Raw genomic sequence first — 13,300 nt, 5'->3', positions numbered from 1 at the left:
GGTGTTTGATCCCATGGTTTGATGGTGCGATCTGTTCTTTGGAATGGAAGGAAGCACTATGGGACAAGTTCGTCACGGGAGCGCCACGACCACGCACGCTGTCAGAGCAGCAATACAGCGATCGCAAGCTTCGATCGCGGCGCTGAGCAAGGAACTCGGGATCAACCCGAAGACTGTTGCCAAGTGGCGAAAGCGCGAGACCGTTGAGGATCGCAAAACAGGGCCGAAAGAGCCTCGCTCAACCATTCTCAGTCAAGCCGAGGAGGCCATGATCGTCGCATTTCGGCGGCATACGCTACTGCCGTTGGATGATTGCCTCTATGCGCTCCAGCCCTCGATCCCGCATCTGACGCGGTCAGCGCTGCATCGGTGCCTTCAGCGGCATGGCATCTCGCGCTTGCCGGATGTCGGGGGCGACAAGCCTAAGCGGCAGAGGTTCAAGCGCTACCCCATCGGCTTTTTTCATATCGATATTGCCGAGGTGCAGACTGCGGAGGGCAAGCTGTATCTTTTCGTTGGCATTGACCGGACCAGCAAGTTTGCAGTCACCCACCTCGTCGACAAGGCAGATCGCAAGACCGCCTGGGAATTCCTCGAACATTTGCTCAAGGCGGTCCCTTATCGCATCCATACGATCCTGACCGATAACGGTATCCAGTTCGCCGAACAGCCACGAAACCGGAACAGAGTATACTCCCGGCAGATGCGCTTCGACATGATCTGTGAGGCCAACGGGATCGAGCATCGCCTGACCAAACCGAACCATCCGTGGACCAATGGCCAAGTCGAGCGGATGAACCGCACGATCAAAGAGGCGACAGTGAAGCGATACCACTACGAAAGCCACGATCAGTTACGAACACATCTCGGCGACTTCATGGCTGCCTACAACTTTGCCCGCAGACTCAAAACTCTCAGCGGCCTCACGCCCTACGAATACATCTGCAAAATCTGGACTTCAGAGCCAGATCGTTTCATCATCGATCCGATCCACCAGATGCCGGGACTGAACACCTAACAGCAATCACAATTTCAGGGTGCCACTAAAATGGATGCCGCCGCAGCAGCTGTATCAATTCAGTTGCCAGAGACGAGCCAAGAGGCAACCCGAGTGGAGGATTTGTATAAGTCCTTCGGTCGTCCGCTGGTCCTGAAAGATGTGGATCTGACTGCACAGCAGGGAATGTGGTGGCGATCACCGGCGGTTCTGACCCGGCCAATCGGAAGTAGGTCGACCGCATCCGCATCAAGCTGGCGAAAGTGCTCCAGCAGATCAAGCTCTGGACCCGCCGACATGTGGAAAGCTGCGCTGTCTGTGCGACGTTTTCGCGGCCTCTCTGGTTGACGCAGCAATTTCATGCGGAATTGTTTTTTCTTTTCAGCGGCTTGGTTGGGGCCGCTTTGCAAGTCCGGACTGTACTGGCTGGTTAGAAATAGACCAGGAATTTCAAAAACATCTGACATATATCAAATTGCGTAACGACTGTTCCCAGTAGTGTCTGCGGCGAACGAAGCAAGAGAATCTTGTATCAGATGCCGCGCGTTTCTTTCCAATCTGCCAAAAACGGCGCCGGGATTTTCCGGCGGCTGGCAGGGATATGGGCGGTTTTCATGCTGGTGCTGCAAGTGTCCTTTGCCGGAGCAGGGCAAGTAGCGGCCGATGGAGAGTGGATTGAGATCTGCGGCGAATATGGTGCCGTGGAAATTCAAGTTGATTCCGAACAGGACGGCAGGGTGCAGGACTGCCCCGAATGCACTGCCTGTCCCATGTGTACAGCTGAAAGCGCCGCCAGGTCCGCCGGGGTGCTGTTTCTTGGCCCCAACCGGATGGCGGAGTGCAATGTTCTGCTGCCTCCGGATGCGGCAGTGCAACCGAACCCGGCACAATACTGGAATGACGGCCGCGGGCCTCCGCTGGTGAACAAAAAGCACTCCGAACATACGCCCGGCGCGCCCGTGGCAGCCACTCAAATTGAAGGAGAGGCGCCATGGATCTGACACGTGCTTGCCGAGGCTGGCTGACAGCCTTGATGATGACATTTGCCGCAGTATGTGCTGCTGCAGCCGAGGCCGATAGTCTCGACAGTTTCCTGACAGAACTGACCCCCGCTGATCTGGTACCCGGCGCCGAGGCGTTTGGCCCGGTGCGCAGTGATGTGCCGGTGGCGCCGGTGCTGAAGAACGGCGAGACCGTTGCCTATGCCTTCTTGACGTCTGATTTCGTCGGCACCACCGGCTATAGCGGCAAGCCGATCCATGTGGTGGCGGCGATGGACACCGATGCAGTGCTGACCGGTGTGAAGCTGGTAAAGCACTCTGAACCGATTGTACTGATCGGTATCCCAAACGCGAAAATGGTCAAACTGACCGAAGGCTATGCCGGGCTGGACCTGAAGGCCGAGGCGGCCGCGGGCGGCGATGCGCATGATCTCGACATTATCTCGGGCGCGACTGTCACCATCATGGTTATCGACGACAGCCTGGTGCGGGCAGGGATCAAGGTAGCCCGCGCATTGGGGCTGGGCGGCCTGTCGCCGGTGCAGCCGGACGGGCCCAGGCGCGAGGTCGACATGGCCCGCGAGGTGGTCGCGGACTGGACCACGCTGGCAGGCGATGGCTCTGTCCGGCGGATGACGCTGGACGTGGGGCAGATCAACGCGGCTTTTGAGGCGACCGGCGATCAGCGTGCGATAAAACGGCCTGAGCGGGGCGCGCCGGATGACATCTTTATCGATATGCATATGGCGCTGGTTTCGGTGCCTTCCATCGGCAAGTCGCTGCTGGGCGAGGCGGAATATCAGAATTTGCGGAACTGGCTGACGGATGGCGAACAGGCCTTTTTGGTGCTGGGACGCGGCAGCTACAGCTTCAAAGGCTCGGGCTATGTGCGCGGCGGCATCTTTGACCGGATCCAACTGATCCAGGGCGACGGCTCGGTGCGATTCTTTGACAAGCAGCACAAACGGCTTGGCGCGCTGGCAACAGAAGATAGCCCCAGCTTTGCCGAACTGGATCTGTTCAAGATCCCGGCAGATGCCGAGTTTGATCCGGCAGAGCCGTTCCGGCTGCAGCTCTTGGTGCAGCGGGCGGTGGGGGCGCTGGAGCGGTCGTTCCTGACTTTTGACCTGGGCTACAAGCTGCCGGAGCAATATCTGCTGCCTGCCGCGCCTGCAGCCAAGGTTATGGAGGATGCCACCGATGAGGCAGCTGCCAAGGCGGCGTTGTGGCAGCGGATCTGGAAAGACCGCACTTTTGAAATTGCCGCGCTGGGCGTGATGCTCTTGGTGCTGACAGGCGTGTTTTTCTTCCAGTTCCAGGCAACCGTGAACGCGCGCATTTTCTACTGGTTCCGCATCGGTTACCTGACGGTCACACTGGTGTTCCTTGGCTGGTACGCGAATGCGCAGCTGAGCGTGGTCAACCTGATGGCGCTGGCAGGCAGCCTGCGCAGCGGGTTTTCCTGGGACGCCTTCCTGCTGGATCCGCTGGTGTTTATCCAGTGGTTTGCGGTGGCGGCGGCGCTGCTGTTCTGGGGCCGTGGCGCCTATTGCGGCTGGCTGTGTCCGTTTGGCGCGCTGCAGGAGCTGGCCAACAAGATTGCCCGCGCCTGCAAAGTGCCGCAGATCAGCCTGCCATGGGGACTGCATGAACGCCTGTGGCCAGTGAAATACATGATCTTTCTCGGGTTGTTCGGCCTGTCGATGGTGTCGATCCCGTTGGCCGAAACCTATGCCGAGGTGGAGCCGTTCAAGACGGCGATCATCCTGAAGTTCGTGCGCGACTGGCCGTTTGTGGTCTTTGCCGTGGCGCTGCTGCTGGCCGGATTGTTCGTTGAGCGTTTTTATTGCCGGTATCTGTGCCCGCTGGGAGCAGCGCTGGCGATCCCGGCACGGGTGCGGATGTTTGACTGGCTGAAACGCTATCACGATTGCGGCCACCCCTGTCAGACCTGCGCAAATGAGTGTCCGGTTCAGGCCATTCACCCCACCGGTGAGATCAATCCGAACGAATGTGTGGACTGCCTGCATTGTCAGGTTCTGTACCAGTCCGAAGCCAAATGCCCGGTTGTGATCAAACAGCTGAAACGCCGGGCCAAAACTGGCGCACCCGGACCGGACACCGCGCTTGGCCGACCGCCGGCCAGCCACCCCAACGCGAACAGGATCAAAGTTTCCTGAAGGAGGACATCATGTCTGAAGAACTGAAAAACAAACTGCCCGTCACCCGCCGCGGCCTCCTTGGGGCCACAGCCTCAGGTGCTGTTCTGGCGGCAACGGGTGTCGGCACAGCCCTGTTGGGGGCGAAGCCTGCGCAGGCGGCAGGTTTCGGTCTGGAGCCGGGCGAACTGGACGAATATTATGGCTTCTGGTCCTCTGGCCAGACCGGCGAGCTGCGTATCCTGGGCGTGCCGTCCATGCGCGAGCTGATGCGGGTGCCAGTGTTCAACCGCTGTTCGGCCACCGGCTGGGGCCAGACCAACGAGTCGCTGAAAATCCTGACCGAGGGTCTGCTGCCGGAAACCAAGGAGTTCCTGGCTGCCAACGGCAAGGTCACCTATGACAACGGCGATCTGCACCACCCGCATATGTCGTTCACCGATGGCACCTATGACGGCCGCTATCTGTTCATGAACGACAAGGCCAACACCCGGGTGGCCCGGGTGCGCTGCGACGTGATGAAATGCGACAAGATCATCGAGATCCCGAACGCCAAGGACATCCACGGTCTGCGCCCACAGAAATTCCCGCGCACCGGTTATGTCTTTGCCAATGGCGAACACGAAGCGCCACTGATCAACGATGGCCAGATCCTGGATGATCCGTCGCAATACGTGAACATCTTCTCGGCCATTGATGGCGACACGATGGAAGTCGCCTGGCAGGTGATCGTCTCGGGCAATCTGGACAACACCGACTGTGACTATCAGGGCAAATACGCCTTCTCGACCTCCTACAACTCGGAAATGGGCATGACCCTGGCCGAGATGACAGAGAGCGAGCTGGATCACGTGGTTGTCTTCAATATCGCAGCCATAGAAGCGGCGATTACTGCTGGCGACTATCAGGAGCTGAACGGGGCCAAGGTTGTGGACGGGCGTAAGGAGTCCGGCAAGAACTTCACCCGCTATATACCGATCCCGAACTCGCCGCATGGTGTGAACGCCGCGCCTGACAAAAAGCATATCATGATCAACGGTAAACTGTCGCCGACAGTCTCTGTCATTGATGTGGAAAAGGTCGACGCGCTGTTCAATGACAATGCCGACCCGCGTTCTGCCATCGTGGCGGAACCGCAGCTGGGTCTTGGTCCGCTTCACACTGCTTTCGACAACCGTGGTTATGCCTACACCACGCTGTTTCTCGACAGTCAGATTGTGAAATGGGATATCGCCAAGGCGATTGAGGCCTATGCCGGTGCCGATGTGGACCCGATCCTGGACAAGGTTGATGTGCAATATCAGCCGGGCCACAACTCGACCTCGATGGGTGAAACTGCTGAGGCCGACGGCAAATGGCTGATCTCGATGAACAAGTTCTCCAAGGACCGGTTCCTGAATGTGGGCCCGCTGAAGCCCGAAAACGAGCAGCTGATCGATATCTCCGGCGACAAGATGAAAGTGGTCCACGACGGTCCGACCTTTGCCGAGCCGCATGACTCGATCATCGTGCACCGCTCCAAGGTGAACCCGGCCAGCACCTGGCAGCGCAACGACCTGATGTGGGAAGACGCGCGCAAACAGGCCGGGGCGGATGGCGTCGACCTGGACGATTATCAGGACACCATCATTCGTGATGGCGACAAGGTGCGTGTCTATATGTCCAGTCAGGCGCCGAACTTCAGCCTTGAGAAGTTCACCGTCAAACAGGGCGACGAGGTCACTGTCTATGTCACCAACCTGGACGACATCGACGACCTGACCCATGGCTTCTGCCTGTCGAACTTCGGCATTGCGATGGAAGTGGGACCGCTTGCGACGGCCTCTGTGACCTTCAAGGCAGAGCGGCCGGGTGTGCATTGGTACTATTGCCAGTGGTTCTGCCACGCGCTGCACATGGAAATGCGCGGCCGGATGCTGGTTGAACCGCGGAGCGCCTGACAATGAAACGGCTCCTGCCCATATCCCTGGTTGCGGCCCTTGCCAGCCTGGCGCCCTACTGTCTTACACCGGGCTGGGCGGCGGATTGGGATGTGCCCAACCGGGCAGGGGCCATCGCTGAAACACTGGCGCAGGCGGCGGATGGTGACACCCTCCGCCTCGCCCCCGGCGAATACGCCGAAACCCTGGTGCTGGACCGGCCTGTGACGCTGGACGGGCAGGGCCAAGCCACGCTGGACGGGCAGGGCAAGGGATCGGTGATCACCGTGACCGGGCCGGGCGTGACTGTTCAGAACCTGATCGTTGTCGGCTCTGGCTCCTCGCATCAGGAGATCGACAGCGGCATTAAGCTGACCAAGACGGCCAAGGCGCCGCAGATCCTGAACAATGTGCTGCTGGGCAACCTGTACGGCGTCGATATTCACGGTGCCCGGGACGGCCTGGTTCAGGGCAATCGGATCGAAGGCCGCCTGGACCGGCATATGAATGCGCGCGGCAACGGAGTCTACGTCTGGAACGCGCCGGGTGCGGTTGTGGACGGCAATGACATCCGCTTTGGCCGTGACGGGATCTTTGTGAATAGCTCCAAGAAGAATGCGTTTACGAACAACCAGTTCCGGGACCTGCGTTTTGCGGTGCATTACATGTATGCCAATAATTCCGAAGTGTCCGGCAATATCTCGATCGGCAATCACTTGGGCTATGCGGTGATGTTCTCTAAACGGGTCAAGGTGACCGGAAATGTCTCGCTCAATGACCGCGACCACGGAGTGATGCTGAACTATGCCAATCAGGGCGAAGTGCGCGGCAACTATGTGAATGGGGCCAAAGGCAAATGCACCTTCCTCTATAACGCACATAAGAATGATTTCTCGGGCAACTGGTTCGAGGGCTGCGGCATCGGCATCCATTTTACCGCAGGCAGCGACGGCAACCGGATGGTGGGCAATGCCTTTGTCGGCAACCGGCATCAGGTGAAATTCGTCTCCACCAGATGGGTGGAATGGAGCGAAGATGGCCGGGGCAATTACTGGTCCGATTTCGCAGGGTTTGATGTGGACGGGGATGGCATCGCCGATGCGCCCTACCGCCCGAATGACAGCATGGACCATGTGCTGTGGACCCAGCCAGCGGCGAAACTCTTGATGGGATCACCTGCGGTGCAGCTGGTGCGCTGGTCGCAGTCCGCTTTTCCGGCGTTGCTGCCCGGCGGGGTGATCGACAGCCACCCGCTGATGCGGCCCGAACGGCCGGAAGCCGCCAGAAAGATTGAACAGGATGGATAACGCTTCGCTTCAGATCCGCGCGCTGGACAAGTTCCGCGGCAAGACACAGGTGCTGCATGGCATCGACCTGGACATCGCGCCGGGCGAGCGGCTGGCGCTGTTGGGCCATAACGGCGCGGGCAAGTCGACGCTGATCAAGGCCGTTTTGGGGTTGATCCGGCCTGAGGGCGGCAGCATCTGTATCTGCGGCGCAGCGCCCGGCAGTGCTGCAGCACGAACCGCGACGGCCTTTCTGCCGGAAGCCGTCAGCTTTCACCCGGCCTTGACCGGGCATGAGCAGCTGTCGCTGTTTGGCCGGCTTGCCGACGAACGCGCGGATATCGACGGCCTGCTGGAGCGTGTAGGGCTGGGGGAGGCAATGCACCGCCGCATCGGCGCCTATTCCAAAGGGATGCGCCAGCGGCTGGGGCTGGCGCAGGTGCTGCTGGGCCGTCCGAAACTGGCACTGCTGGATGAACCCACCAGCGGGCTTGACCCGATCTCGCGCCAGGATCTTTATGCCATCATAAATGAGCTGGCAGAGCAGGGCGCGGCGGTGCTGATTGCTTCGCATGCGCTGACCGAAGTAGAGGCGCGCACCGACCGTATCGCCATCCTGCGCAGAGGCGTGAAAGTGGCGGACGACACGCTGGCAGGCCTGTCGGCGCAGGCCGGGCTGCCGGTCAGGTTGCAGGTGCAGTCCAGCGGCGCGCATGCCAACCGGATTGCGGAGGAGACCGGCGGGCGGCGGATCAACGGTGCCTCGGTCGAAATCCTGTGTCGGCCGCAGGACAAGATGGCCGAGCTGCGCAGGATCGCTGCCATGGGCGATGTGGTGGCTGACATCGACATGGTGCCGCCGCGGCTCGAAGACCTTTACCGCCACTATTCCGGGGAGGACCGCAAATGAAACGTGCCTTTGCCATCGCCCGCGCCGAAATGCTGATCCTGCGGCGCAACCGCTGGCTGCTCATGGCCACGCTGATCATGCTGGCCTTTGCGCTGGCGTTGTCCTTTGCCGGATCGGCGCCGACGGGGACGCTGGGGGTGGACATGCTGACCGTTTCGGTGGCCTCGATGACCACGCTGTCGGTCTATCTGGCGCCCTTGCTGGCGCTGATGATGGGGTTTGATGCAGTGGCAGGCGACCGCGACCGGGGCAGTCTTGCCCTCCTGCTGGCTTATCCTGCCGGGCGGGCGGAGATCCTCTTGGGCAAGCTGATGGCGCATCTGGCGGCCTTGGCGGTTGCCATGTGCATCGGTTTTGGCACGGCAGGGACTGTTGCGGCCTGGTTCGGCGGTGCCGGGGCCGAAAGCCTGATGGCGCTGGGGCGGCTGGTGCTGACCTCGATCCTGCTCGGCGCGGTCTTCCTGGTCCTGGGTTATGCTCTGTCGGCGCTCAGCAGCGGGGCAACGGCAGCAGCGGGCTTGTCGGCGGGTGTGTGGCTGGTGTTTGTGGTGCTCTATGACCTGGGATTGCTGGGGGCCGTGGTAATGGACAGCGGTGGGGTCTTCACTCAGAAAATCTTTCCATGGGTTATGGTTGCCAATCCGGCAGATGCGTTCCGGGTATGGAATGTCGCGGCCTCGGAAAGCGTGGCCTTGTCCAGCGGCATGGCGGGGGCAGCCAGCGCCTTGCCGGGCTGGGCTGCACCGCTGTCGCTGCTGTTGTGGCCGGCGTTGGGCTTTCTGCTGGCCTGTGCCGCATTCCGGAGGGTGGAGCCATGACACGCCTGATCCTTGCTGCTGCGCTGGTTCTGGCTGCCTGCCAGGAGGAAGAGGCCAAAGCGCCGCCGGTACCCGTGGAACTGACCGAGGCCGCGCTGAGCTACTTCTGCCAGATGAATGTAGCCGGACACGGCGGACCTAAGGGACAGATCCATTTGGAGAGTTTCCCCGCACCGTTGTTCTTTGCCCAAGTGCGGGATTTGGCAGCCTATGTGAAAAGCCCGGAACGAGATGCGGACATTATCGCCATATATGTGAGTGACATGGGTGCGGCACCCAGCTGGGAGCACCCCGGCGGCAATAACTGGATTGCCGCCGGAAGCGCGCATTTTGTTGTCGGCTCTAACGTGGCGGGCGGCATGGGCGCGCCGGAAATCGTTCCCTTTTCATCAGCAGAAGACGCCAGCCGATTTGCCGCCCGCTATGGCGGCAGTGTCACCAGGTTTGAGAGTATTCCCGACGCGGCGGTGCTGGGGCCGGTGGATCTGGACCAGCAGTTGGAGACTCCGAGCTAAGTGCTTTCGTGTACCACGCTTGCTGACCTTCAGACGGGTTCAGGCTGCAGACGCAGGTCGGCTGCAATGGCATGGCCTTCCATGCCTTCCATCCGGCTGATGCGGGCGGTGCGCTGGGCAAGCTCGTGCGAGGCCGCAGCGTTGCAGCGCTGCCAGGTGACGGTCTTGGTGAACTTGTGCACCGACAGCCCGCCGGTATAGCGCGCGGCACCGCTGGTGGGCAGCACGTGGTTGGGGCCGGAGGTTTTGTCGCCAAAGGAAACTGTTGTCTCTTTCCCCAGAAACAGTGAGCCATAGGCCGTGAGGCGGTCCAGCCACCAATCCAGATCGGCAGCTTGCACCTGCAGATGTTCCGGCGCATAGCGGTCGGCCACCTGCGCGGCCTCTTCGCGTGTCTCACAGAACACCACTTCGGCGCGCTCGTGCCAGGCACGGTGGGCGGCAGAGAGATTGGGTTCGGGCAGCCTGTCGATCAGGGCCTGTGCACGGGCTATGACGCCTGTGGCCAGGCTTTCGCTGGTTGTGACCAGCCAGACCGGGCTGTCGGCACCGTGCTCAGCCTGGCTGACCAGATCCCAGGCAACGGTTTCCACATCCGCGGTATGGTCGGCGATTACCAGCGAGTCGGTGGGGCCTGCAAACATGTCGATGCCGACCTTGCCAAACAGCATCCGCTTGGCTTCGGCCACGAAAGAGTTGCCGGGGCCGACCAGGATGTCGGCGGGTTCGGCGCCGAACAGGCCCTGGGCCATTGCGGCGATGCCCTGCACGCCGCCCAGATTCAGGATCAGGTCTGCGCCGCACAGATCCATTGCGTAGACAATCGAATCTGGAATACCGATGCCGGGGCGGGTCGGAGAGACAGCAGTGATATGCGGCACGCCAGCCACTTTGGCAGTGGTGATGGTCATCAGCGCGCTGGCGATATGGCTGTAGCGGCCGCCAGGCACGTAGCAGCCGGCGCTGGAGACCGGGATCTGCTTCTGGCCCGCGATCAAGCCAGGGATAACCTCGACTTCGCATTCGCCCATCGTGGCCTTTTGCGCTTCTGCAAAGCGGCGGATGTTGGCGTGGGCAAATTGGATGTCTTCTTTGAGCTGATCAGGCACCCGGTTGCAGGCGGCGCGGCGCTGGGCGGCGCTTACGGCAATGGGGCCAGTCCAGCCGTCGAGCTGTTCCGCATAGCGGCACACGGCATCTTCCCCGTCACGCTCGATATTGGCGAGCATGACAGCGACTGTGTCGCGGATATCGCTGTTCTCAGCGGCGGGGCGGGCCTGGGCCTTTTTCAGGTAGGTGATTGCCATGCGGGTCAGCTCACTTCGGTTAAGGGACCGCCGGGTGCACGAGATCTGGCACGGTGCGGATTGCGCCTAAAACAGCGCTCGTCAGGCGCGACGGTCAAGCCGTGCTCCCTAGGTTTCGATAAACACGAATGTTTGTTTCGAGTTGCGGTGCCGGTCAATCCGCGCCAGAAGGCAGCGTCCGGAATTCTTCGGCAAGCCAGGAAAACCGTGTGCTTATGGGATCGATGAAATGATGCCGCAGGGATTTCTGCAGCGCTTCGTGGATCAGCTGCGAGGTGGCGGCCGGGTAGACGTTGGTGGTGAACAGTGACACGGTCCGGGCAAAGCTTTTGCCCGGGAAGCGAACCACTTTGACCTTGTCATGAAAGCGCTGGGCGCGGTGATAGCTGGCGGCGGTGGTGACGGTCCAGCCGCTGCCTTCGGACACCAAGCCGATGATCGATTGATTGCATTCCAGTTCAAATCTGTTGGGCAGAGAGATTTTCAGCCGGTTCAGTTGGGTTTCAATCTGCTTGCCGATGGTGTGATCACGGGAATAACGCAAGAAGGGCAGGGCCGCATCAGGCTTGGTCAGATCCTCTACGCTGCCGGAATAGTCAATTGGCACGACCAGAATGAACGGATCGCGCATCAGGGGATATTCAATCAGGTCGGGCAGTAGCCCTGCCGGGCGGGTGGCAACGCCGGCATCCAGTTTCTGTGCCTGCAGTTTTTCGATGATCTCGTGGCTGGGCCTCGTGTAATGGCGGAAGCTGCAGCGGGGCAGGGCCGAAGACAGGAACTGGAACAGTTCCGGGCCGACTTCATTGTCGAAATCATCCAGCAGGGCCATCCGCAGATCGGTTGCGTGCTGCCAGCTGCCGGAGCGGATTTCAGCCTCACCGCGCTTGAGCGTCATCAGGCCTTCAAAGACATACCGGGCGAACACGACGCCTGCGGGGGTCAGCCCCATTGGGCGGCGGGTATGATCCACCAGATCAACGCCTAGCGCGCTTTCCAGGCTGCGCAGATGGTTGGACACAGTGCTGATCGACAGCCCTGTTTCCGCCGCAACTTTCTGGATCGATCCGGATTTTGAGATCAGCTGGAACACTTCCAGCCAGCGCAGACTCAGCGTCTTGGGCATTTACGGGCCTCCTTTGCGCATTGCATACGCTATCCACGCACTAGCGCCAATAGATCCGAGAAAAACGAAACTGAATTTTACTTTTGAGGGAATGATAATTTTATTATACAGCGGAATATCTTCCCGGATATGGTCTACCGTGCAACGATCAAAGCCTTAAGCCCCACACAGAATGGGGCCGGGCGTATCAACTGGGAGAACCAATAAAGATGATCAAAAAGTATCTGCTTTCAACAGTCTGTGCAGCCGCTGCCGCGATTTCCGCCACGTCGGCTTCTGCCATGGACGAGATCACTGTCGCCTATTTCCTTGAATGGCCGATGCCGTTCCAGTTTGCCAAAGCCAATGGCACCTATGAGGAAGAGTTGGGCGTCAAGATCAACTGGGTTTCCTTCGACACTGGCACCGCCATGTCCGCCGCGATGGCTTCTGGCGACGTGCAGATTGCCGTAAGCCAAGGCGTGCCGCCGTTTGTGGTTGCGACTTCTGCGGGACAGGACATCCAGACCGTGGACGTCGCCGTCAGCTATTCCGACAACGACAACTGCGTGGTGGCCGAAGCGCTGGAAATCGACAAGACCAACGCGGGCGAATTGAACGGCAAGAAGGTCGGCGTACCGATCGGCACCGCGGCGCATTACGGCTTCCTGTCGCAGATGGCGCATTTCGGTGTGGACGTCGGTTCGATGGAAATCGTCGATATGGCGCCGGCAGACGGTGCGGCGGCCTTTGCCCAGGGCAACCTGGATATGGTCTGCGGCTGGGGCGGTGGCCTGCGGCGGATGCTGGAGCACGGCAATGTGCTGCTGACTGGCGCTGAGAAAGAAGAGCTGGGCATCCTGGTATTTGACGTAACCAGTGCGCCGGCGAACTTCATCGCGTCGGAAGGCGAACTGCTGAGCAAATTCCTGAAAGTGACCGCGGAGGCCAACGCCATGTGGAATTCGGGTGAGCACAACGACAAGATGCTGCCAGTGATTGCCAAGGACGCCGGCATGGATGTTGATGAAACAGCAGCAACCATCGCGACGTTCAGCTTCCCCTCTGCAGATGAACAGCTGACCGAGAAATGGCTGGGCGGCGGCGCACAGACCTTCATGAAAGGCGTGGCGGATGTGTTCGTGAAGGCGGGCAGCATTGAAGCAGCGCTGGATTCTTATGACGGAACCGTCGACAGCACCCCGCTGGCTGACGCGCAGAACTGAGCCGCAACTGAAAGAACAATTGTAAACGGCCCGGGCTTCGGGCCGTTTGCGTCAGCG

At 60.3% G+C, this 13,300-nt stretch carries 11 protein-coding genes; 9 read left to right on the top strand and 2 right to left on the bottom strand.

The window, feature by feature from the left end:
• Positions 1 to 58: 58 nt before the first annotated feature.
• The 8 genes from ACP151_RS18565 (at position 59) to ACP151_RS18530 (ending at position 9,605) form a co-directional block, all read left to right on the top strand.
• On the top strand, positions 59 to 1,018 hold the full coding sequence (locus ACP151_RS18565; protein ID WP_424978291.1) for an IS481 family transposase: 960 nt from the start codon (positions 59 to 61) through the stop codon (positions 1,016 to 1,018).
• 515 nt (positions 1,019 to 1,533) lie between these two features.
• Positions 1,534 to 1,998: a hypothetical protein gene (locus tag ACP151_RS18560; RefSeq protein ID WP_424980383.1), complete on the top strand. Its 465-nt coding sequence runs from the start codon at positions 1,534 to 1,536 to the stop codon at positions 1,996 to 1,998.
• The gene (locus ACP151_RS18555) at positions 1,989 to 4,178 is read left to right on the top strand and encodes a 4Fe-4S binding protein (protein ID WP_424980382.1); all 2,190 of its coding nucleotides are present in this window, start codon (positions 1,989 to 1,991) and stop codon (positions 4,176 to 4,178) included. The genes ACP151_RS18560 and ACP151_RS18555 overlap by 10 nt, the downstream gene beginning before the upstream one ends.
• A gap of 11 nt (positions 4,179 to 4,189) precedes the next feature.
• A complete protein-coding gene (nosZ, locus tag ACP151_RS18550; RefSeq protein WP_424980381.1) occupies positions 4,190 to 6,097 on the top strand; it encodes a TAT-dependent nitrous-oxide reductase in 1,908 nt (635 codons plus the stop codon).
• Between the two features lie 2 nt (positions 6,098 to 6,099).
• The gene (locus ACP151_RS18545; RefSeq protein ID WP_424980380.1) at positions 6,100 to 7,383 is read left to right on the top strand and encodes a nitrous oxide reductase family maturation protein NosD; all 1,284 of its coding nucleotides are present in this window, start codon (positions 6,100 to 6,102) and stop codon (positions 7,381 to 7,383) included.
• Entirely contained in the window at positions 7,376 to 8,272 is an 897-nt protein-coding gene (locus ACP151_RS18540; protein WP_424980379.1) for an ABC transporter ATP-binding protein, read from the top strand. Before ACP151_RS18545 ends, ACP151_RS18540 begins: the two co-directional genes overlap by 8 nt.
• The gene (locus ACP151_RS18535) at positions 8,269 to 9,090 is read left to right on the top strand and encodes an ABC transporter permease (protein ID WP_424980378.1); all 822 of its coding nucleotides are present in this window, start codon (positions 8,269 to 8,271) and stop codon (positions 9,088 to 9,090) included. The genes ACP151_RS18540 and ACP151_RS18535 overlap by 4 nt, the downstream gene beginning before the upstream one ends.
• Positions 9,087 to 9,605: a nitrous oxide reductase accessory protein NosL gene (locus tag ACP151_RS18530; RefSeq protein WP_424980377.1), complete on the top strand. Its 519-nt coding sequence runs from the start codon at positions 9,087 to 9,089 to the stop codon at positions 9,603 to 9,605. Before ACP151_RS18535 ends, ACP151_RS18530 begins: the two co-directional genes overlap by 4 nt.
• A 29-nt stretch (positions 9,606 to 9,634) precedes the next feature.
• Here the strand turns inward: ACP151_RS18530 and hisD are convergent, their stop codons facing one another.
• Positions 9,635 to 10,912, bottom strand: a complete 1,278-nt coding sequence (hisD, locus tag ACP151_RS18525) for a histidinol dehydrogenase (RefSeq protein ID WP_424980376.1) — start codon at positions 10,910 to 10,912, stop codon at positions 9,635 to 9,637.
• A 154-nt stretch (positions 10,913 to 11,066) separates the two neighbouring features.
• Positions 11,067 to 12,038 (bottom strand): LysR substrate-binding domain-containing protein, encoded by a 972-nt coding sequence (locus ACP151_RS18520; RefSeq protein WP_424980375.1) that lies wholly within the window; start codon positions 12,036 to 12,038, stop codon positions 11,067 to 11,069.
• Positions 12,039 to 12,247: 209 nt separating this feature from the next.
• Here ACP151_RS18520 and ACP151_RS18515 point away from each other — a divergent pair, with 209 nt between their 5' ends.
• On the top strand, positions 12,248 to 13,243 hold the full coding sequence (locus ACP151_RS18515) for an ABC transporter substrate-binding protein (protein ID WP_424980374.1): 996 nt from the start codon (positions 12,248 to 12,250) through the stop codon (positions 13,241 to 13,243).
• Positions 13,244 to 13,300 lie beyond the last annotated feature (57 nt).

Origin of the sequence: Leisingera sp. S232, from assembly GCF_049800895.1 — a bacterium.
Taxonomy (GTDB): Bacteria; Pseudomonadota; Alphaproteobacteria; order Rhodobacterales; family Rhodobacteraceae; genus Leisingera.
This window is presented reverse-complemented; position numbering and strand designations above follow the sequence as displayed.